This is a genomic window from Bradyrhizobium sp. SZCCT0148 (assembly GCF_018129985.1).
Taxonomy (GTDB): domain Bacteria; phylum Pseudomonadota; class Alphaproteobacteria; order Rhizobiales; family Xanthobacteraceae; genus Bradyrhizobium; species Bradyrhizobium japonicum_H.
Window position 1 is genome coordinate 349,914 of record NZ_JAFCKT010000006.1, and the last position, 19,921, is coordinate 369,834.

Consider the following 19,921-nt stretch of genomic DNA (forward strand, 5'->3'; position numbering starts at 1 on the left):
GATCAGGCCACCAGTTTGGCGCGGCGCACCAGGGGGCGCGCAAACAGTTCGGCCAGATCGGCCGCCTGCTCGTAGCCCTGGATCGGCGTGAACACGAGTTCGATCGACCATTTCGTGGTCATGCCCTCGGCCTCCAGCGGATTGGCAAGTCCAAGCCCGCACACCACTAGATCGGGGCGCGCCATGCGGCAGCGATCTAGCTGCAGATCGACGTCCTGCCCTTCCGACAGCACGACATCATCCGGCAGCAGCCTGAGCTCTTCGGCGAGATGCTCGCGGTGCAGATAGGGCGTACCAACTTCGACCAGCCGCATCGACAATTCGCGCGACAGGAACCTCGCCAGGGGAATCTCGAGCTGCGAATCCGGGAACAGGAAGATGCTGCGGCCGTCGAGCTGATCGCGATAACGAACGAGCGCCCGCTCCGCCCTGATCCGATGGGGTTGCGTCACCGTCTCGAACAGCGCGGGCGCGACACCGAACGCATCGGCCGCCGCACGCAGCCAAGCCGTCGTGCCCTCGACGCCCAGCGGGAACGGCGCGACCAGCCGCACGGCGCCGCGATCTTCAAGCGCGCGCGCCGTTTCAGCGAGGAAGGGTTGGGCCAGGAGAAATCGGGTGTTTGGTCCGATCGCTGGAAGCGCGCTCGCCTTGCGCGGCGGCAGGAATTGCACGCGCCCAATGCCCAGCGCGTCGAACAGCCGGATGAACTGGTCCTCGATCACGTCGGCCAGCGAGCCGACGATAAGTAATTGGTCCTCGCTCGTCCGGGTCGGGGGGGCCGCGGGGACGAGCGAGGCGAGACAGGCATCCTCGCCTTGCGTGAATGTTGTCTCGATTCCACTGCCCGAATAATTGAGAATGCGAACTGCGGGCGAAAATGTCTGCGACAGCCGCAATGCGGCCCGCGACAGATCGAGCTTGATGACCTCGGACGGACAGGAGCCCACCAGGAACAGCAGCCGGATCTCTGGCCGCCGCGCGATCAGCTGAGCGACGATGCGGTCCAGCTCGTCGTTGGCGTCGGTGAGCCCGGCGAGATCCTTCTCCTCCATGATCGCGGTGGCAAATCGCGGCTCGGCGAAGATCATGACGCCAGCGGCGGACTGAATCAGATGCGCGCAGGTGCGCGAGCCCACCACCAGGAAGAACGCATCCTGGATCTTCCGGTGCAGCCAGACGATTCCGGTCAGCCCGCAGAAAACCTCGCGTTGGCCGCTCTCACGAAGCACCGGCTTGGGCGCGCCATCGACGGAGACAATACATCCCTGCACATGCACGTTCATGCGCGGCTCCCTCGAATAACGGGAGTTGCAGAAAGCGCCAGTCGCTCGTCGCGGCGCGCGGCGCGCAGCTTGAGGACAAACTGCGTGGCGTTGACGAAGTAGGACGCATAGGCTGCCAGCGCGAGCAGCATTTGCTGGCGCGGATCACCGAGCCCTGCGAACAGCGCGACCAGATAGGCGGTGTGCAGTGCCAGCACGAGGAAGCTGAAGACGTCTTCCCAGAAGAACGCCGGCGCAAACAGGTAGCAACCGAAGACTTCGCGTTCCCAAATCGAGCCGGTGACCATGATCGCGTAGAGCACGAGCGTCTTGACGACGATCGACGCCGTGGCAGCGGCAAAGCCTTCTCCGGTGAAGAGATAACGAAGCACCAGCGCCAGGCTGATCAGGAAAACCGCAAACTGGACTGGCGCGAGGATACCTTGCACCAGGGTCCACCTTGTTGCATCGCGGCGAATACGCTGCTCGGGCGTGTACAGAGGCTTAAGTGGTTGCGTCGGCGAGCTTGCTTGCGATCCGGCATTGCCAATCTGCGTTATTTCGTTCGCAGGCGCAGCGACGGATTTGTCGGTCAAACTGTAAAGACTATTTGACAGTCCATCTGCACGGTGATGCGATATCGACTGGGAAAATCGAGCAGCTGCCGGCGAAGGGTTGCCGTACTTGGAAAATGGGCCGTGTTTAGCTGATCGAAACTGCACCGCGCCACTCCCTATGTGCGGGCTTGATGGAAGAAGGCTAAACCTCACTTCATGGACTGTCAACTAAACCATACGTAAATTCAACTTGACGGTTTTTGGACTCGGGGACTTAATGTTGGGGGGAGTGAAAAATGACCGATGTGAACGAGCAATCTTTCTCACCCGGTAGTGCCACCGACACCGCTACGGCGCCTCGTGCCAAATCGCTACGACAGAGAATTCCGACGCCGATCTGGCGCTTTCGGCCGACGCTGCAGCCGGTCGCGGTGGTCCGGACTATCAAGACCCAGATCATTCCCAAGATCGTGCTAGCGTTGCGCAGTGCACCGACAGGAAGGCCTGCGGAGAACGCCGAACCAAGCACGCCGACCGAAGTGGAGATGTTCGCCGCATTGGCGCTTGGCGCAGATGACGGCGCAGCATTCGCCTATGTCGTGGATCTCCAGGCGAAGGGCGCCTCGGTCGAATCGATCTTTCTGGATCTGCTGGCGCCCGCAGCGCGACAGCTCGGCGCGCAGTGGGAATCGGACGCGACGGATTTTGCCAGCGTGACGCTCGGCGTCGGGCGATTGCAGTTCATCATGCACCGCCTGGGCGACAGCTTCGTCCAGGAGGCGAACGACGGCCACAGCGGCGAATCGGCGCTGCTGACGATCATTCCGGGTGACCAGCACAGTTTCGGGCTATCCATGGTGGCCGAATTCTTCCGCCGCGCCGGCTGGAACCTCTGCACCGGACCGTTTTCGTCACACCAGGAGCTGACATCCCTGGTGCATAACCACTGGTTCGATATCGTCGGCTTCTCCGTCAGCAGCGACCGGCGGCTCGACGAACTGAAGAAGGACATCCACGACATCAGGCGCGACTCGCGCAACCGGCAGGTCGGCATCATTCTGGGCGGCCCGATGATAATCGCTCAGCCCGACCTTGTGGCGTCGATGGGAGCCGATATGATGTCGGCAGATGCGATCAGCGCACCGCAACAGGCGCACGGTCTGATCGAGCAGATGAAGGGGCGGAAGTGACCGGCCTCGGCGCACAGGGACGGCGCAGATTGACGCGAGGAAGATTACCCTCCAACGCGATTGTGGAGGCGACGGGAATGGCGTCTGCGACGGCGGAAAATCCCTCCCCGCCCAGCGTCGTGACGGCGCTTTATCTCCGCACCAAGGCGCTGCATGCGGAAGCCGAACGGACCGGCATCATTCGCAGTCTGCTACGGGGTGAAGCGAGCCGCGCAGGCTATATCCTGTTGCTGCGCAATCTGCTCCCCGCCTACCGGGCAATGGAGCATGGCCTCGAACGCCATACCGGTTCACCCGGCATCGAGCTGCTCTCACCTTACCGGCTCGCGCGCGCACACGCGATCGAATCCGATCTTGCTGCCCTGTGCGGCGAGCGATGGATTGAGGACGTCCCGCTGCTTGCCGCCGGTGAGATCTACGCCAAGCGGGTTGCACATGCGGCCGATGGCGACGGCATGCGACTGATCGCACATGCCTACACCCGCTATCTCGGGGACCTCAGCGGGGGGCAGATCCTGCAGCGCTTGCTGGCGCGCACACTCAAACTTCGGGCTCCGGAGCTGACTTTCTACGATTTTCCGCACGTCTCGGATCTGGAGGTGGTGAAGGCGAGCTACCGCAGGGCGCTCGACGAGGCCGGCGCCACCGCGCCCGATCCGCAGGTCGTGGTGGAAGAAGGCGCAATTGCCTTTTCGATGAATATCGACCTTTCCTGTGCCGTCGAGGCCGCAACGCCCCATGAGCCTGCCGCGGTCGCTGCCGTGGGCTAGGTCGCCCGGCACGCGCGGCGATTCAGGCTTTCGGCTTGCCGCTACCCGACGTGCGCGACGCGTGCCAGATCAAATGCTCCAGCACTTCAGCGGTACGCAGCGTCGAATTGCGCACGCTCTCGAGCATCTCGGCGATCCGCCCCGTTTCCACACCATAGGTGATTTCGAGCGCGGCGAGCTGGGCGTTCTCGATCACCGACGACAGCAGGTTCTGGTAGACGAGATCGGTCTTGGAATCGAGACGCACGCTGCTGATCCGATTGCTCTGAACGATGCCTTCCTGGAAACGACTACGCGCGATCTCGGCGGCCTTTCGGTCGGTGATATCGGAGAAGATCAAGACGAAGCCGAGCACCCGGTCCCGCGACGGCTGCACAGGATCGGCCCTGACCATCAATGGCTTTTCCCGGTTGCCTTCGCTGCGCAACAGCAACTCACCTCGCCACGGGCGATGGTGACGAATGAGGTCCGCAACATCGCGAAGGAAGCGGTCCGATTGCTGAAATGCTCCGGCCAGTTCGTCCAGATGGTCGAACGCGGCATGATCCTTCGGCAACAACGTCTTGAAGGCCTGGTTCATCAGCAGGACCTTGCCATCGATATCGGCGATAATCACCGGCTGATCGGACACGCGCACCTGGCGACTGAACTGTTCGAGCTGGTCCTGGGCGATGAGCGTACGCACCGCGCGGAATTGCAGAACAATGTCGCCAACCGACTGACCGATCAGGCGCGCAGCGGCGAGATCGGCCGGCGTCCAGGGGTCGGACGTTCCTTCAACCTGCTGGTGCCACTGGGCGAAAGACCGGCGCGGTGACAAATCCGTTGGGCTGTTGCCGATCACGAAAGGTTTCAACGGATCGCCGCCCCAGGTCACCGTGCGAATGCGCTCTGGGCGGAACCAGATCAGGTATTCGCCGGGATTGCTGGAAATCGGCGTCACTGCGATGCCGCTTGCGACCTTCGTAATGCCCGCGAACTGGGGCAGATCGAGCCCGAGCGACGCCGTCGCCATCACCGACCGATCGCGATGCGTATCCAGCCACGCGCCGATCTCCCTGATTTCTTGTGTTCCCGGGACTTCACCAGTCGAAATGATCTGGCCTTCATAGATTAGAGCGCTTCCGCTTGCCCCGAGCGGCTGCAGGATCGATTGCGAGCTGTCGAAGATCGCGCCTCGCCAATCGCCTTCGCGCGACATCGCCTCGATCATTCGCTGCTCGAGCCGCTGCACGAATATCTCGGACTGGCTTTGCGCAAAGCTCTCGAGCGCCGCGATGCGCGTCGCGATCGCCTCGGCAAGCAGTTCGCAGACCGCCCGCAATTCGAAATGGATGAAGCGCGGCTCGTAATGGTGACAGGCTACGAGGCCCCACAGCTTTCCGCCGACCACCAGAGAAATCACCAGGGTAGCGCCTACGCCCATGTTCTTCAGATACTGAAGATGAATCGGAGACATGCTGCGCAGGAAGCAGAGCGACATGTCCAGATCCCGCCCCGTAATCGGCGAGAGCCGGGGCTGCAGCGGGACGGGCTCATAGTTCACATCCACAAGCACGCGGACTCGTGTGCGCTCATAGAGCCGCCGCGCCATCTGCGGAATATCGGTCGAAGGGTAGCGATTGCCCAGATACGCCTCAAGCTCCGGCTTGCGGCGCTCAGAAAACACTTCGCCGTGTCCCTCATCGTCAAAACGATAGACCATGACGCGGTCATAGCCGGTACGATCCTGAAACAGGGTCGCGGCCTCTTCGCATAAAGCGCGGATCGAGGACGCAGTGCGAATCTTCTCGAGCGCCTTGGCTATGTGCCTGGTGAAATCGACCGACGGCCCGGCCCGCTCCAACTCGATGACCAACCCTCCTTCGGGCGGACGATGCAAAAGCCCGTCATATTCGGCGCCGGGGCTTCCGATCCTGCAGCGCACCGCGATCGGCATTCCCTGGGCGGTCGGGTCGAGATGCGGGAGAATTCGGACCAGCAGGTCGCCATCGAGCTCGGCGAGCGCCATGCCGTCGACCTGCTTCAAATTGAGAAAGGTCGCGGCATTGGCGCTGGCCTGAACGACACGGTGATCGGGCTCGCTGACGACCAAAAGGGCGCCGTGGGGCTGAATCGAGCCCGCGAGATGGATCTCTTCCCGTTCGCAGTTCGAAAGGTCGGCTTTTCCGAATGCTGGTGTAGCGAGCGAATGCAGCGCCAACTCAGTCCTCTGGGGTTTCCTCGGCGTCCGGCTCTTTATCATCCAGGCCGTAACGGTTGAGCTTTGCATAAAGGCTCTGGCGGCTCAATCCCAGAAGTTCGGCGGTCGCCGTCCGGTTGCCACCCGCAAGCTCGAGCGCCTGCTTCACGTAGTGCTGTTCGACCACGCCAACCGTATTCTTGACGAGCTGGCGCAGCGACGACTTACCGATCTGCTCGCTCATCGAGCCCAGCGCGGTACGCAGAAAATCGCTCTCGCTACCCGACGGCAGGCGACGGGCTACGTTGCGCAGCAAAACGCCGATCTGACCGGGCGCGCCCTCCCCGGTTCCGGCCGAGATCTCGACCTCTGTTTCCGTGCCGAGTTCACCGCGGACCGACGTCGTGAACAACCGCACCGTCTTGTGCCGCTGGAGATTCGAAAGAAGTGCATTCAGATCGGCACCCGGCTGCCAAAGCCAGCGGCCGAGCGATTCCCCGATTGCGGACGCCCTCGAGCCGAGTTGCACCAGATCGAGGAAGGCCTGATTGGCATGGCGAATGATCCCGGCTTCATCGAGCGCCACGAACCCGTCTGGCAAATGCTCGACCAACTCCTCGATGGTCGAGGGCTGCCCCTTCTCCTTCGAAGCCGACAGGTCGGTCGCTGCAGTGAACTGCAGCAGAAACACGTGGCCGGGTTCCGCCGTCATCAGCGACCCCCGCAGCATCCAGGGTTTGGCGTCAGGACCAAGATGCACAAGGATGCTCAGCGCTTTGCCACGCTCGCGGATGCGCGCAAGCACTTCGCGAACCGCATCGCGGTCTTCAGCGGCGATGTCATGCAGCAGCTCACGTCCCGCGATGTCCTCGTTGCGGCGACGCGGCGAATTCAGCGCCTCGATCGCAGTACGGTTGGCTTCCAGGATTCGCAGGTTGGCGGCCGACACGATCAAGACGGCTTCGTTGGACGCGTCGAAGACCAGACGGTAGCGGGTCTCGATTTCGCGCAGCTTCCAATAGTCGCGCTCCATCGTCTGCTGAGCCGCGATCAGGCGCGACTGAAGCTCGGCGACGGCCTGCAGGTTCTTGCCGATAGCAAGCATCCCGGCGCGGCCACCCAGCAGCACCGTCGTGAATTCCATCGGAATTTCGAGACCGCTCGGAAAGCGCTGGTTGATCTGGCGGAACGCCGAGATGCCGGTGACACGCGCGTCATCGACCATCCTCTTGACCTTCTCGCCGCCCATGTCGCCGGCAACTTCGACCCAGGGGCGGCCGAGCCATCCGTCGACGCTCTCGCCGCTCATCGACGGAGACAGCGTCGCCTCGCGGATCACCCCCTCCATGTCCAGCAGGAGGGTGATGTCGGGCTGTACGGTCGGTAATGCGGCCATTCTGTTATCTGCCGATCAATCTCTGCGGAAGCGTGAAGCTGTCGAAACAACGGCAGTCGGACCGATGCACGCCACATGCCAACGTTGCCTGACACGCGGAACACGAAACCAAGGGTCTTGAACTCTAGGAATGCGCAAAATCCAGCGCCAAGTCAAGAAACACCTTTGTTTTGAAGGTTTTAGTTGTCACATTTGCATGACACTGGCCGCACAGATCCTAGCGAAAAGCTCGCCGTCGAGCGTCCAGTTAACACGATCCAGCGCGAACAGTTTGACGAAGCTCAAAAGAAACGTCAGGAACCGACAACATTGATTGATATTTATAACTGTCAATATATCCTAACACTCAAATCGAGCCCAAACAGAAGCTAGGGAGAGCAACGTGCCGGTGAAATCTGCAGTTTTTGCTTACGTCGCAGCAGGCATTGTTTTTTCGAGCAGCGCAGCCCTGGCGCAGGACGCGGCCAAGGGTGAGCAGATTTTCAAGCAGTGCATGACCTGCCACCGCATCGGGCCGGACGCCAAGAACCTGGTCGGACCGGTCTTGACCGGCGTCATCGGCCGGCAATCGGGAACGGCGCCAGGCTTCGCGTATTCTGCATTGAATAAGGCCGCAGGCGAGAACGGATTGGTTTGGTCCGACGAACTGATCATGCAGTACTTGCCCGATCCGAACGCATTTCTGAAGAAATTCCTGACCGACAAGGGCAAGGCGGATCTCGCAACGGGCTCGACCAAGATGGCGTTCAAGCTTACCGACGAGCAGCAGCGCAAGGACGTCATCGCCTACATCAACAAGTTCTCTGAGAAGAAATAGTCGGTCGGTGGAGGACCTGTGCGGTGGCTAGTTGCGCCACCGCCGGGAGACGTCGGTCAGATGTGCAAGTCCGGCCGCCGCGAGGAAGAAGCTCGCCAACATCCAGCCGCTGTCGGCAAGGGTTGCGCGCAGAGCGAGCAGAAGGAACAAGCCGGCGCACAGATTAGGTAGGAGATCGCGTGGCGAGACGCCTCGTCGGACACGCGACCAATATACCAACAAGGCCGTAGCCTCGAGAAAGACCACGACGAGAATGAAATCGACGAGGCGTCCACTCGCAAACAGGTCAGCCATGCCAGAAGATCACACGGACATCCGATCCTAGCAACCGTTCGTCACGCGAAAGGTGCATTGAGGCGAACGACCGTAAGGTTGAGAAATGCGGCGAACGACACCCACAACAGATAAGGCACCAGATAAAGACTCGCGAGCCTTGCGAAGCGCCAAAACACGATGATCGGCAACAGGATCGAGAGCCACAGGAACACCACCTCGATCAGCGCCCAATCCGGACGTTTCAGCGCAAAGAACAATGTGCTCCACAGCACGTTGAGAAATCCGTTCAGGGCAAACAGCACGATCACCCATTCCCGCTGGGCGGGGCTCCCGGCGTTGCGCCAGGCATAGACTGCCGAGGCCGTCGCCAGCGCGAAGATCAAGGTCCAGGCGGGACCGAACAGCCAATCCGGTGGCTGCCAAGACGGCTTGATGAGGCTCTGATACCAGATCCCGGTGTCGGTCAACGTGCCGCCCAACGCGGCAATAAAGACCGCAACGGAAGCCGCGATCGCGACAGGCTTCCAGAAACTGCCGCGCGTGGCCATTACGCCGATGCCAGCCCTGCCATGTGGGCAAGGTTCTTGAAGAATATGCGCACATGGGCGACCGGCTTGGCGCGAACAAGTTCCTTGTTCATGTAGGCATCCCACGTCAGCTTCTGGACGTCGCGGTCGCGGCAGATGCTGACGAAGCGTTCGCGGCGGCGATCGTTGGAGTACCAGTACCACTGCATCACGCCGAGAATCCAGAACACCACGCCGTGCAGCCGCACGAAGCGCTTTCGCGCGTTGCGCAAGGCCTTGGCGTTCCCGGTCTCCAGAAACTCGTCGACGGCTTCCGCCGACAACCGTCCGCCGATCATCGCGTAGTAAATGCCCTCGCCCGACGCAGGAGCAACGACTCCCGCTGCATCGCCGGCGAGCAGCACGCTGTGCCCATCATCCCATCGCGGCAGCGGGTGCAGCGGGATCGGGGCTCCTTCGCGGCGAATCGTCTCGGATGTTCCAAGCCCTGCAGCGTCTCGCAAGCTGCCAACCGACTCCCGCAGTGAAAATCCCTTGCGGGCAGACCCAGTGCCGACGCTGACGGTGTCGCCATGCGGGAAGACCCAACCGTAGAAGTCGGGAGACACAGTGCCGCGGTAATAGACGTCGCAACGCGTACCGTCGAAGCTGGACGCCGGCGGCGGAGCGCGGACGATCTCATGATAGGCGAACACGTAAGGCAGCCGGTCCGCACCGGGCAGACACTGCCGTGCGACGGCCGACAAGGCGCCATCGGCGCCGATCAGCGCGCGGGCTCGAACGGTCTTTTCCGCCACGATCCCGTCGGCGGAGCGTGCCTCAAAATAGACAACGGTGGTGCCGGTTTCGTCGCGTTCGAAGCGCTTGAACAGGCCAGTCCTCCGCTTCGCGCCAGCCTCGGCGGCACGGGTCCGTAGCCATTCGTCAAAGACATCGCGGTCGACCATGCCGACGAAGCCGCCGTCGATCGGCATGTCCACCTGCTGGTTCGAGGGCGACACCATTCGGGCGGAGTTGACGTGCGCGACCAACAGGTGATCGGGGATGTCAAAGTCGCGGATCAGCCGCGGCGGGATCGCACCACCGCAAGGCTTGATGCGCCCGGCACGGTCGAGCAACAACACGCTCCGCCCGAGCTTTGCAAGATCGTGCGCGGCCGTCGCGCCGGACGGCCCGCCGCCGATCACCACGACATCGAAAATTTCCGAACTGCTCATGACCGCGCTCCTTCTGCGATAGCGGCTACCGGCGGATCCAAAAGGCGCTGCTGCATCGCGTCCTTTGCCGGAGCACGATGAACCCAGACGGCCATCACGGCGGCAACGACGAACAATCCCGCTTCCGATGCGAACACCGCGGAATAAGACGACTCCACCGACGTCAGGACGTAGCGCGCGATGTCGCTGGCCAGCGTTCCCAGGAATCCACCGATTCCAAACGCGAACGCCTGTGCTGCGCCCCACAGACCCATGCGCACGCCTTCGCGCTTCTCATCGCCCGCTCCAACCAGCGCCATCATCGAGCCGATCGCAGCCACGGCGTAGGCCCCATTGGTGACGCCGAGCATGAACACGGTCTCGCGCAACGGCCAGGACGGCCCAACGACCGCCGCTGCCGCCAAACACAGCAGCGCGATTGCCGAGGAGAGGCATCCCCCGATGGTCCATATCTGCAGGTTTCCGCGCGATCGTGGATAGATGGCGCCGATCAACGGCACCAAGGCCATGCCGATCAACGTTCCCGCATGCTGCACACCCGAAAGCTTCGTCGTCTCGCCGGGCGTGAAGCCGAACACCGCGCCAGCGAACGGCTCGAGGATCAGATCCTGCGCGCTATACGCGAGCATCGAGACAAAAACGAAGACGGCGAACCGCCGCGACCTTGGTTCGTTCCAGACTTCTAGGAAGGCTTCGCGGAACGACGCTTCTCGCGTCGTCCGCTTCGAGACGCGTTGGGCGTTGGTTACCTGCTCTCGTTCGACGCCCCATACGCCGATGACCGTGAGAACCATCGCCGCCACGGATACCGATCCCGATACGACGATCAGTCTCATCGGGGAAAAAGGATCGAGCAAATGGCCCGCCAAACCCGTGGTCACGATAAAGCCCGCAATCATCATCACCCAGACGATGGTCGCGGCCGCCGCACGGCGGCTGTCGTCGGTGCGCTTCGCAAGCAACACCAGCAGCGACGTTCCGGCGGCGCCGACCCCGACGCCGATCAGGCAGAAGGCGGCCACCGCAAGCGCGATGCCGAACAGCGGATGCGTCGTCATCCAGGCCGTCGCCACCGCCGCCATCAATCCGCCGGTTGCCAGCACCGCCATGCCGCCGACGATCCACGGCGTTCGGCGGGCCCCGAGATCCGAGCCGTGGCCCCAGGCCGGCCGGAAGGCCTGGAAGGCATAGTGAACGGCGACGAGAGCGCCAGGCAGCATAGCCGGCATCGCCAGTTCCACCACCATGACCCTGTTGAGCGTCGACGTCGTCAAGACCACGATCGCACCGAGACCGGTCTGAACCAGACCGAGCCTAATGATGCCCAACCATGAAAGAACCCGGCTGTTCATGGTCAGCCCGCTTTCATCGCGGCCAGCGCGAAGGCGCTGACGAGCATGCCGACGACATAGCAGCTGATCCCGGTGCCGTTGTACCAAGGGGCGCGCTGGCGCGGGCTCTTCAGAAAATGCACCATCAGAAGCAATTGCGTGAGCAACAGGACCGCTACCGCCGCCGCATAAAACGGACGCTGCCATGCCAGTAGCAGTGCCACGACCGCCACCTGGGGCGCTGCCATCACGACGCAGGCAAACCGCGCGGCATTGTCGACGCCAAGCAGCACCGGCAGCGAATCGATCCCCATCCGCTTGTCGCCTTCGACCGACTTGAAGTCGTTGAGCGTCATGATGCCGTGGGCACCGATACTGTAGAGCAGCGCGATCAAGACGATGTTCCAGTCGGGCGCGGATGCGCTCATCACCGCAGCACCCGTGAACCAGGGCAGGCCTTCATAACAGAGCCCACATGCCGCATTGCCCCACCAGCCGTTCTGCTTGAGGCGGATCGGCGGCGCGCTATAGGCCCAGGCCAGCACGAGGCCGACGATGGCGGCAACAAAGCCCCAGGTACCGAGCACCGTCGCAAGCAACAGTGACAGCGCCGTCCAAAGGATCGCGATGTAGAGACCCCAGCGGCCGGGAATTCGTCCCGACGGAATCGGCCGGCCGGGCTCGTTTATGGCATCGACATGCCTGTCATACCAGTCGTTCACGGCTTGGCTGGTGCCGCAGACCATCGGTCCCGCCAGCAGCACACCAGCGATGATCATCGGCCAACGGTGGCCCGGCGAAACGCCGGACGACACGATCCCGCATCCCAGGGCCCACATCGGCGGAAACCAGGTGATCGGCTTCAGCAGTTCGAGAACGACCGACGATGCGGGACGACTGACAACGGCACTAGTCATCTTCGACCTCCCCATCACCTGCGTGCTCCGCGAGCCCGAAGCGCCGGAGCTTGACGTATAAACTCTGACGGCTGAGTCCGAGCATTTCCGCGGCCGATGCACGGTTGTCGCCAGTCAGTTCCAGTGCGGCCTCGATCGACAATTTTTCGATGACATCGGTCGCCTCGCGCACGAGATCGCGCAGCGGAACACGGCCGATCTGTTCGGTGAGTTGGGCAACGGAGCGCGGGAGTTCGCGAGCCGAGGACGGCGATGCCGAAAGGCGCTTCTCGACATTGCGGATTGCGAAGCCGAAACCCTGCTTGCGGTCCTCGTGGACCAGAGACGCCGCTGAGACCTCGACATCCGTGGTGGCGCCATGTTCGCCGCGCAGCGAGGTCGAGAACAGCTTGATCGAGCCGGTCTGGCGAAGATTGGCGAACGCCACCGCAAAGTCGACACCGGCACGGCCGAGCCAGCGATCCAGCGACTCCCCGCGTGCCTGCTCAGCGCTGCTGAGCTGCGCCATCTCAGTAAAAGCCGGGTTCACCTTGACGATACGGCCGTCATGCCCGGTGATGACCAACGCGTCGGGCGCGGCGTCGAAATACTCCAGCAAGCTCGATGTCGCCTTCAGCGCGTCGGCTTCCGCCGGCGTCTGCTGCGACGACAGGCGGACCAGAAACAAGGTCGCGTTCTCCTGCCGGAACTGGGACACGGCGACAAAGCACTCCCGGTCTCCCATCGCAAGCCGGGCACGGACGTTGCCGTCACGACCGGTGGCGCGAACATTGGACAGCAGGGTTTGAACCGTCTCGGCATCCGCCGAAGCGAAATGTGAGGCGAGGTTCGATTTCAGAACCTGCGGTGCGCTCTCGTCGAACAGCGCCAGCGCGGCTGGATTGATCTCAAGAATGGCATTGTTGGAGGCATCAACGATCATGACCGCCTCCGACGAGACCTGGAATAGCAGGCGATAGCGCGTTTCGGCTTGGCGCAGCCGGGCATAGTCGCGCTCCATCGATTGCTGGGCGTTGACGAGCCGCTGCTGCATCGCTGCCAGCGGACGCAGATCGCGACCGACCACGACAAATCGATCGTTGCGTCCAATGTTGACAGCCGAATACAGCACCGGAATATCCGCGCCTCCGGGCGACGGATGGTTCACCTGACGCCAGATCGAGGACTTTCGGCTCACCGCGTCCTGGAGCAATTCTCTCGCTTTGCGACTGGTTTCGGAGGTCACGATGTCGGCGAGCTTCGAACCCAGCCAGCGGCCGTGGGCGTCGAGCTCGAGCGACAGGTCTTCCTTGTTGAAGGCGACATCGCGAATGATCCCCTCGCCGTCGATGATTACAGCGACGTCGCTGGCTGCCGCGATCAGGTTCGCGGCTGGCAATGCGCCGAGATTCCCCAGCGACTCCTTCGGAGATTTGAACACCTGAACCAGGGCAAATATCCTCCAACAACCCGTGATATCTCACCTAGCGTTCCTCGAACCCGGTTTTTGTTGGCGGACGACCAACGCACGAAGCCCGGATCAGGCCGTACGCCGTCGCGTCGTCTCGGACAGCCGAGCCGGGAAGACGATGAAAGCGTGCGCGCGCCGCAGCGGCATGTTGCAATCCGGCGCGCGCCATATCTTCAAATGAATTATCGCGGCAGTGCCAGGCCGTGCTTGACGCCCCAGTCGAACCAGTTGTCGACGACGGTACCGGAAAGCAGGATCCCGATGCCGCCCGTGAGCGGGCAGAGCACCGCAAACCACCAGGCCCAGCGGTGGATAGATTCCGCCGTCGCGTTGAAGCCCATGGTCCAGCGCCAGAACAAGGCCGCCCGCTCGAGCGCCGTGCCTCTGTCGACGATCTGCTCGATCTCGCGCTCGCCGCCATAGCGGCTGACCGCCAGGATCGTTGCGCCGTGCATCGCGAACAGCAGGGCCGAGCCATACAGGAAGGCGATCGAGAGCATGTGAAACGGATTGTAGAAGAGGTTGCCGTGGGTGATCGAGAAATTGTTGGTCCAGTCGAGATGCGGGAAGATCCCGAACGGAACGGCCTCGCTGAAGTGACCCATCAGCAGCGGCCGAATGAAGCCGAGCACCAAATAGAGCCAGATCGCGGACGCGAAGGCCCATGACACGTGCGTGCCCATGCCGAGCGCGCGGGCCCGACGGTACGTGCGCCCCCACCATAACAGGATCGAGGTGGTGAGGAAGAAGCCGGCCATCAGCCACCAGCCGCCTTCCTGCAATGGCGGAAAGCTGATGCCGTATTCAGGCTTCGGCGGCTCCAGCGACAGCCATGGCAACTGCCTGACGAATTCGATCGGGCTCCAGTTCACCGATGCAAGCATGTTGAGACCGATGATCTCGATCGCAACGATGCCGCAGGCGATGGAGGCGAGTCCGAGAAATCCGAGATAGAACGGTCCGACCTGGGCGTCGCCGATCTTTCCGAGCCAGTAGTTGAACCGGCCCTCACTGGTACGAACCCATATTCCCGGCTGAATCGGAATGCCGGGGTAGATAGTGCTGCGCACCTGCACCTGCGTGAAGAAGTTCTGATATTGGGCCATGGCTCAGGACTCTCTCTGATGACCGAATTAGTTGGAGGACCAGATCGGAAGATTACGCCACCAGTTCCACCACTCCGACCAGGCATCGCCTTCCGACCATAACGGCCCGCTGATCACAATGCAGACCGCGCTGAAGAACACCGCGGAGAGCGCGATGAACAGTCCGAGGCGATGGATGCCGATGGTGCCGACGGAATAGCCGATCAGATCCCGGAACATCGTGTTCTCATGCTCGGGCGTTTTCACAGCCTCCCCCTTGTCGGGATTGGTCGACGACAGGATCAGACCGCCGTGCAGGGCCAGCGCCAAGCACGTCGTGAAGAAGAACGTGATGGCAATCATGTGCGCGGGATTGTAGTGGAAGTTCCCGTATTGGTAGCCGGTGTTCGACACCCAATCGAGATGGGTGATGATGCCGTAGGGGAAGCCGTAGCTCCACGATCCCATCAAGACCGGCCGGATCACCACCAGGGTGAAATAGGCTAAGATCGCGAAGCCGAAGGCGAACGGTACGTGATAGCCGATCCCGAGCTTTCGGCAGATCTCGACCTCCCGAAGCGCCCATGACACGAAGGCGCCGAGTGCGCAGATCGTGACGATTTGCCAGATCCCTCCCTCCTGCAGCGGCGCGAACGACAAGCCGTATTTTACATCCGGCGGATTGACGCTGATTTGCCAGAGATTCCAGGTGGGTCCGAGCGCAGTGTTCCAGAGGATCATCGCGATGCCGACGAACGAGAAGAACACCGTCGTCACCCCGAAGAATCCGACGTAGAACGGACCGACCCAGAAGTCGAACAGGTCGCCACCGATGAGCGTTCCGCCACGCACGCGATATTTTCTTTCAAAGCTGAGCATTGCCATCGTTCGTTCCTCCGCCTGCGAAAACCAGCGTGACCATCATCCCCGGGTCGCTACCGGAAGCGGACGAGACGGGCCGCTCGATCCTGCCTCGTCCGTTCCGGTACGCATTTCGTCATGCCATCAGGACGGCATGCTTGGTGGTGTGTACGGCAGAGTGATCTCTGACGTCTTCGCCTTGCGAGGCCCGTCCAGCCAATTGAACCGGTCGGTCGACAGCAGGATGAAGTGGATCACGATCGCCAGTCCGAACAGGAACGTGAAGAGCGCGACCAAGGCACGGCGCGGATCGAACAGAAGCCAAATTCGCCACATGATTGCCTCCCTTTATGTCAGGTACGAAAGGGCGACGCTGGCGACGTGCTGAATGCTATCCACCGCCGTCGTCTTGTAGCCGCCCGGGCCGGGCAACCAGGGACGCCACATCCAGGCGAGGATATGGGCAACCACCGCGACAGCCGTGAAGAGCAGGAAGCTCGTCATGAATATCGAATGGAATTCCTTGGCTTCAGCTTCGGATAGCCCCGATAAGGAACCGTCCTTCATTTGGTATCCTCCTAGTGATGGCCTTGCGGCCGTTCGCCGCCCGAGCGTGGGCGACAGCGATTGCCGAATCCATCGATACGGCAGTTATCCGCCCGGCAACCGGCCGGACGGAATCCCGGTTACAGTCCCATGAACGATGAGGTCACGATCGTGCCGGCAGCACTGCGGGCCTCCGCGAAGATCGATTCGCGATTCCTGGAATGGTCGAAGACCGCTCGCTTGCGCCAGGGTGTCAGCCGCGAGAGCGCAGCCCGCAACAGAAAGGCCACGTAGCAGGCGCCAAATACCGCGTGGGATTCGATAGTCTTGTTCTCGCCGTGCGCTTTCGCTCGATCGCCATAAGCATAATCGGACATCGACATCACCTCCCGCATATCGTCTTTCAGGTGCAGATACGGAATCACCGGAAACAAACCGGCTTCGATAATTCTCATGCTGGCGCTCCACTCATCAGCACCGCGCGAGCCCTGTTCACGAACTCCGTGGTGACGCGCGCTTCACCGGCCTGGCGCACACCGCTCTCGGCGGCATCGCGCAGGCGCTTGGCCGCCGAGATGCGCACCAGTACGGGATGGGCCTCCAGCACCTCGTCGAGGAGCGCTTTGGCCTCGTCGCTCCAGAGAATTTCCTCGTGCAGCCGGGCTGGCGTCGGGTCGACGCGATCGAGATCGGCCGCCAAAGGCAGGATATTGAACAACGCGTCGAACAGAGCGTTGCAGACCTCCTGAACGAGGTAGGTCGCGCCCGAATAGCCCATGAACGGCGTGCCGGTGTGGCGGCGAATCACCGCGCCCGGGAACGACGCCGGCACATAGATCGCCCGGCCACCTGCCTCGGCCAGGTACATGCGCTCGTTGTAGCTGCCGAACAGGATCAGCGGCGGCTTCTCGCGCACGGCAGATCGTACGGCATCGTTGTCCGGCTTGACGCCCGCTTTCCGCGAGAAGGAGAAGGTGCATGGCAGGCCCATCTCTCTTTCCAGGAAATTCCTGACGCCGCGTGCATAGGTCTCGTTGGCGACAATGGCGAAGCTGGCCGTGCCGAAAAAGTCCTGGGTCACCGATCGCCACAGATCCCAAAGCGGCTTGATGGTGGTGTGCTTCTCGCGCGCGATGAATGGCTCGGGATCGAGGCCCAGCATTTCGCCGAGCTTGCGCAGGAATCTGGTGGTGGAGTGAAGGCCAATCGGCGCCTGCAGATAGGGACGCTCCAGCGCCTCGCACAGCATGCGGCCGAACTCGCGGTACATGCAGACGTTGACGTCAGCATTCACCAGCTTAGGAATGTCGGCGAGGTGACTGCCAAGCGGAAACACCATGTTGATGTCGGCGCCGATACCCTCGATCAACCGGCGGATTTCGGCAAGATCGGACGGCATGTTGAAAGTGCCATAGATCGGCCCGATGATATTAACGCGCGGCTTGACGCCCTCGGCACGTGGCTTGCGTTCGGGGATCTTCTTGACCCCGTATTCCTTCCAGAGCCAAACGATGGCGCGGTCGGCGCTCTGCCACTGATCCTCGTCGATGGTGCGCGGCAGGAAACGCTTGATGTTTGTTCCCTCCGGGGTCACGCCGCCGCCGATCATTTCCGCGATCGAACCGGTGACGACGACGGCCGGCAGATAGGGATCGAGCACGCGGTGGGCGCGTTTCATCGCGCCTTCGGTACCGGTCTGTCCGAGCTCTTCTTCGCCGAGGCCCGTCACCACAATTGGTAGCTCGTGCGGCGGCAAAGCGTCGGTATAATTCAGCACCGATGTGACCGGCAGATTCTCGCAACCGACCGGTCCATCGATGATGACCTGCATGCCCTTCACTGCGGTGAAGGCATAGACAGCTCCCCAGTAACCACCCGCGCGATCATGATCCAGGACGAGCATCAGATCATCTCCTCGGCTTTGCGCTTCTTGGCCTGGGCTTCGATCTGTTTCCTGTATTTTTCCCGGAATGCCACGTTTTCGTTCGGCGTATCCTCCCAGATGCCGGCCGCGTGGCCCTCGCCGACATCGCCGAAGAATTCCTTCATCTCGTCGAAGCGGCTCTGGTTCGCGAGCGCCGCGTTGACGACCTGCGCGAGAGATCCGGCACCCGCAACGCCGAACAACGGACGCGCCGAAATCAGGTTGGTGAAATACAGAGCCGGGATCGCGAGCTGTTTGGCCTTCTGGACGATGGGCGTGGTGCCAATGGCCAGATCGGGTTTGAACTCGCCGACAGCCGCGAGGTCCATTTCGAGCGATGCGCGATACTGGACTCGTGCGCCCCTGGATTCCAGCCATTCGCGGTCGGCATCAGACCATTGCGTTCTTGGGCAGGCGGTTCCGACATACGGCACGCGCGCGCCGCTCTCGATAAGGAGCCGCGCGACGAGCAGTTCGGAACCCTCATAACCTGAGACAGTGATCCGCGCGTCGATCGGCTTCGCCGCGAGTGCAGTTTTGATCATCGGCAGGAAGCGGTTCTTGGCGGCGTCGATCTTATCGCGCGCGACGTTGCAAGCCGTGCCGATGGATTCAAGCCAGGCTTCGGTGCCATCATGTCCGACCGGGGCGGAACCAACGATCTTGCGTCCGGCCAGTTCGAACTGGCGGAAGCTCGCGGTGTAGAACGGATGGATCGCTGCAATCACGGAGCCGTCCAGCGCGGCATAGAGCTCGCGCCACTCGCGCGTCGGCACCACCGGACCGGCCGCGAGACCGAGCGGCTCCAGCATCATGCCGATGCCGACCGGATCGGCGGGGAACATTTCGCCGACCAGCGTGACTGTCGGCCGTTCGCTCTTGCCGCCGCGCGGCGCCTGCACCGGCCCCTGCTCCACTTCCTTGCGGGCATATTCGAGCATCGCTGCCGCCAGCACATCCTTTGCCTCGGCATGGGTCGGCACACCGAAACCAGGCACGTCGATGCCAATGATTCGGACGCCGTTGATTTCATCCGGCAACAGATCCAGCGGAACGCCCGACGCCGTCGGCACGCAGAGATTGGTAATGATGATGGTGTCGTATAGCGCGGGGTCAGCGAGCTTGAAGACGGCTTCGCGAATGTCCTCGAACAGTTTCCCGGTGACGAGCGTCTCGGAGTTGAAAGGCACATAGCCGACGGTGCGCCGCGCACCGTAAAAGTGTGAGGTAAAGGTCAGGCCGTAGACGCAACATGCCGAACCCGACAGGACCGTCGCCGTGCGCCGCATCCGCAGGCCGACCCGGAGCGAACCGAACGCCGGGCACATGCTTTGCGGCTGGTCATGCGGGCCTTTGGGATAGTCGGCGGCATACCGGTCGAGGATATCGCTCTTTCCCGCAGCGCTGGCGGCAGCCTTGAGTTCGGCGGCGCCGGCATGACAGCCCAGGCCGTCGGTTTTCGTCGCCGCGGCGTTGAGGGTCGGCGGGGCAACGACAGCGTCCGTCGCGGCCAGCTCGACCTCGACGGGCTCATTCACGACAGACTCGGATATCGCGCCGGCGTATCGCGGCAGAAGGACGTTCATGTTGCGCTCCGCGTCATGCTGCCG

The 19,921-nt window shown here is 62.2% G+C and carries 20 protein-coding genes; 3 read left to right on the plus strand and 17 right to left on the minus strand.

What is annotated here, in order from left to right; genetic code table 11:
• Positions 1-2: 2 nt before the first annotated feature.
• Positions 3-1,286 carry a ferredoxin:protochlorophyllide reductase (ATP-dependent) subunit N gene (locus JQ580_RS20605; protein WP_212282046.1) on the minus strand — a complete coding sequence of 428 codons (1,284 nt, stop codon included), beginning with the start codon at positions 1,284-1,286 and terminating at the stop codon, positions 3-5.
• Positions 1,283-1,825: a 2-vinyl bacteriochlorophyllide hydratase gene (gene bchF, locus JQ580_RS20610; protein WP_409363220.1), complete on the minus strand. Its 543-nt coding sequence runs from the start codon at positions 1,823-1,825 to the stop codon at positions 1,283-1,285. Before bchF ends, JQ580_RS20605 begins: the two co-directional genes overlap by 4 nt.
• Before the next feature lie 293 nt (positions 1,826-2,118).
• Between bchF and JQ580_RS20615 the strand changes: the two genes are divergently transcribed.
• Together JQ580_RS20615 and JQ580_RS20620 are read left to right on the plus strand one after the other, a co-directional pair.
• A complete protein-coding gene (locus tag JQ580_RS20615) occupies positions 2,119-3,012 on the plus strand; it encodes a cobalamin B12-binding domain-containing protein (RefSeq protein WP_212282047.1) in 894 nt (297 codons plus the stop codon).
• Positions 3,009-3,782 (plus strand): biliverdin-producing heme oxygenase, encoded by a 774-nt coding sequence (locus JQ580_RS20620; RefSeq protein WP_311982467.1) that lies wholly within the window; start codon positions 3,009-3,011, stop codon positions 3,780-3,782. The genes JQ580_RS20615 and JQ580_RS20620 overlap by 4 nt, the downstream gene beginning before the upstream one ends.
• 22 nt (positions 3,783-3,804) lie before the next feature.
• Here the strand turns inward: JQ580_RS20620 and JQ580_RS20625 are convergent, their stop codons facing one another.
• Both JQ580_RS20625 and ppsR (JQ580_RS20630) read right to left on the minus strand, forming a co-directional pair.
• Positions 3,805-6,027, minus strand: a complete 2,223-nt coding sequence (locus JQ580_RS20625) for a GAF domain-containing protein (protein WP_409363221.1) — start codon at positions 6,025-6,027, stop codon at positions 3,805-3,807.
• A complete protein-coding gene (gene ppsR, locus JQ580_RS20630; protein ID WP_212282049.1) occupies positions 5,987-7,360 on the minus strand; it encodes a transcriptional regulator PpsR in 1,374 nt (457 codons plus the stop codon). Before ppsR (JQ580_RS20630) ends, JQ580_RS20625 begins: the two co-directional genes overlap by 41 nt.
• Positions 7,361-7,742: 382 nt before the next feature.
• Between ppsR (JQ580_RS20630) and JQ580_RS20635 the strand changes: the two genes are divergently transcribed.
• On the plus strand, positions 7,743-8,177 hold the full coding sequence (locus tag JQ580_RS20635; protein WP_212282050.1) for a c-type cytochrome: 435 nt from the start codon (positions 7,743-7,745) through the stop codon (positions 8,175-8,177).
• Positions 8,178-8,204: 27 nt separating this feature from the next.
• On the opposite strand, the gene JQ580_RS20640 is transcribed toward JQ580_RS20635, so the two are convergent.
• From JQ580_RS20640 to bchY, 13 genes are all read right to left on the minus strand, one after another.
• Positions 8,205-8,471: a hypothetical protein gene (locus JQ580_RS20640; RefSeq protein ID WP_212282051.1), complete on the minus strand. Its 267-nt coding sequence runs from the start codon at positions 8,469-8,471 to the stop codon at positions 8,205-8,207.
• A 41-nt stretch (positions 8,472-8,512) separates the two neighbouring features.
• Entirely contained in the window at positions 8,513-9,001 is a 489-nt protein-coding gene (locus tag JQ580_RS20645; protein WP_212282052.1) for a TspO/MBR family protein, read from the minus strand.
• Positions 9,001-10,197, minus strand: coding sequence for a geranylgeranyl diphosphate reductase (locus JQ580_RS20650; RefSeq protein WP_212282053.1), 1,197 nt, complete (start codon positions 10,195-10,197; stop codon positions 9,001-9,003). The genes JQ580_RS20645 and JQ580_RS20650 overlap by 1 nt, the downstream gene beginning before the upstream one ends.
• Positions 10,194-11,549: a BCD family MFS transporter gene (locus JQ580_RS20655; RefSeq protein WP_212282127.1), complete on the minus strand. Its 1,356-nt coding sequence runs from the start codon at positions 11,547-11,549 to the stop codon at positions 10,194-10,196. Before JQ580_RS20655 ends, JQ580_RS20650 begins: the two co-directional genes overlap by 4 nt.
• A 2-nt stretch (positions 11,550-11,551) precedes the next feature.
• Complete coding sequence (gene chlG, locus JQ580_RS20660; RefSeq protein WP_249134294.1) at positions 11,552-12,445, minus strand: chlorophyll synthase ChlG; 894 nt, start codon at positions 12,443-12,445, stop codon at positions 11,552-11,554.
• Positions 12,438-13,865, minus strand: coding sequence for a transcriptional regulator PpsR (gene ppsR / locus JQ580_RS20665; protein ID WP_212282054.1), 1,428 nt, complete (start codon positions 13,863-13,865; stop codon positions 12,438-12,440). Before ppsR (JQ580_RS20665) ends, chlG begins: the two co-directional genes overlap by 8 nt.
• 212 nt (positions 13,866-14,077) lie before the next feature.
• Positions 14,078-15,001, minus strand: a complete 924-nt coding sequence (gene pufM, locus JQ580_RS20670) for a photosynthetic reaction center subunit M (protein ID WP_094891121.1) — start codon at positions 14,999-15,001, stop codon at positions 14,078-14,080.
• Between the two features lie 27 nt (positions 15,002-15,028).
• Positions 15,029-15,865: a photosynthetic reaction center subunit L gene (gene pufL, locus JQ580_RS20675; RefSeq protein WP_212282055.1), complete on the minus strand. Its 837-nt coding sequence runs from the start codon at positions 15,863-15,865 to the stop codon at positions 15,029-15,031.
• Between the two features lie 120 nt (positions 15,866-15,985).
• Positions 15,986-16,177, minus strand: coding sequence for a light-harvesting antenna LH1, alpha subunit (gene pufA / locus JQ580_RS20680; protein ID WP_015684467.1), 192 nt, complete (start codon positions 16,175-16,177; stop codon positions 15,986-15,988).
• Positions 16,178-16,189: 12 nt separating this feature from the next.
• Positions 16,190-16,408 (minus strand): light-harvesting antenna LH1, beta subunit, encoded by a 219-nt coding sequence (gene pufB, locus JQ580_RS20685; RefSeq protein WP_015684466.1) that lies wholly within the window; start codon positions 16,406-16,408, stop codon positions 16,190-16,192.
• Positions 16,409-16,527: 119 nt separating this feature from the next.
• Positions 16,528-16,842: a hypothetical protein gene (locus tag JQ580_RS20690; RefSeq protein WP_249134296.1), complete on the minus strand. Its 315-nt coding sequence runs from the start codon at positions 16,840-16,842 to the stop codon at positions 16,528-16,530.
• Entirely contained in the window at positions 16,839-18,290 is a 1,452-nt protein-coding gene (gene bchZ, locus JQ580_RS20695; protein ID WP_212282056.1) for a chlorophyllide a reductase subunit Z, read from the minus strand. Before bchZ ends, JQ580_RS20690 begins: the two co-directional genes overlap by 4 nt.
• The gene (gene bchY, locus JQ580_RS20700; protein ID WP_212282057.1) at positions 18,290-19,897 is read right to left on the minus strand and encodes a chlorophyllide a reductase subunit Y; all 1,608 of its coding nucleotides are present in this window, start codon (positions 19,895-19,897) and stop codon (positions 18,290-18,292) included. Before bchY ends, bchZ begins: the two co-directional genes overlap by 1 nt.
• Positions 19,898-19,921 lie beyond the last annotated feature (24 nt).

Bases quoted from the DNA above. Each gene is read 5' to 3' on its own strand.
- JQ580_RS20655 (WP_212282127.1), bottom strand. From the start codon at position 11,549: ATGAACAGCCGGGTTCTTTCATGGTTGGGCATCATTAGGCTCGGTCTG.
- JQ580_RS20645 (WP_212282052.1), bottom strand. From the start codon at position 9,001: ATGGCCACGCGCGGCAGTTTCTGGAAGCCTGTCGCGATCGCGGCTTCC.
- JQ580_RS20640 (WP_212282051.1), bottom strand. From the start codon at position 8,471: ATGGCTGACCTGTTTGCGAGTGGACGCCTCGTCGATTTCATTCTCGTC.
- JQ580_RS20625 (WP_409363221.1), bottom strand. From the start codon at position 6,027: ATGATAAAGAGCCGGACGCCGAGGAAACCCCAGAGGACTGAGTTGGCG.
- JQ580_RS20605 (WP_212282046.1), bottom strand. From the start codon at position 1,286: ATGAACGTGCATGTGCAGGGATGTATTGTCTCCGTCGATGGCGCGCCC.
- ppsR (WP_212282049.1), bottom strand. From the start codon at position 7,360: ATGGCCGCATTACCGACCGTACAGCCCGACATCACCCTCCTGCTGGAC.
- JQ580_RS20690 (WP_249134296.1), bottom strand. From the start codon at position 16,842: ATGAGAATTATCGAAGCCGGTTTGTTTCCGGTGATTCCGTATCTGCAC.
- pufL (WP_212282055.1), bottom strand. From the start codon at position 15,865: ATGGCAATGCTCAGCTTTGAAAGAAAATATCGCGTGCGTGGCGGAACG.
- chlG (WP_249134294.1), bottom strand. From the start codon at position 12,445: ATGACTAGTGCCGTTGTCAGTCGTCCCGCATCGTCGGTCGTTCTCGAA.
- pufB (WP_015684466.1), bottom strand. From the start codon at position 16,408: ATGAAGGACGGTTCCTTATCGGGGCTATCCGAAGCTGAAGCCAAGGAA.
- JQ580_RS20650 (WP_212282053.1), bottom strand. From the start codon at position 10,197: ATGAGCAGTTCGGAAATTTTCGATGTCGTGGTGATCGGCGGCGGGCCG.
- bchY (WP_212282057.1), bottom strand. From the start codon at position 19,897: ATGAACGTCCTTCTGCCGCGATACGCCGGCGCGATATCCGAGTCTGTC.
- pufA (WP_015684467.1), bottom strand. From the start codon at position 16,177: ATGTGGCGAATTTGGCTTCTGTTCGATCCGCGCCGTGCCTTGGTCGCG.
- bchZ (WP_212282056.1), bottom strand. From the start codon at position 18,290: ATGCTCGTCCTGGATCATGATCGCGCGGGTGGTTACTGGGGAGCTGTC.
- JQ580_RS20615 (WP_212282047.1), top strand. From the start codon at position 2,119: ATGACCGATGTGAACGAGCAATCTTTCTCACCCGGTAGTGCCACCGAC.
- pufM (WP_094891121.1), bottom strand. From the start codon at position 15,001: ATGGCCCAATATCAGAACTTCTTCACGCAGGTGCAGGTGCGCAGCACT.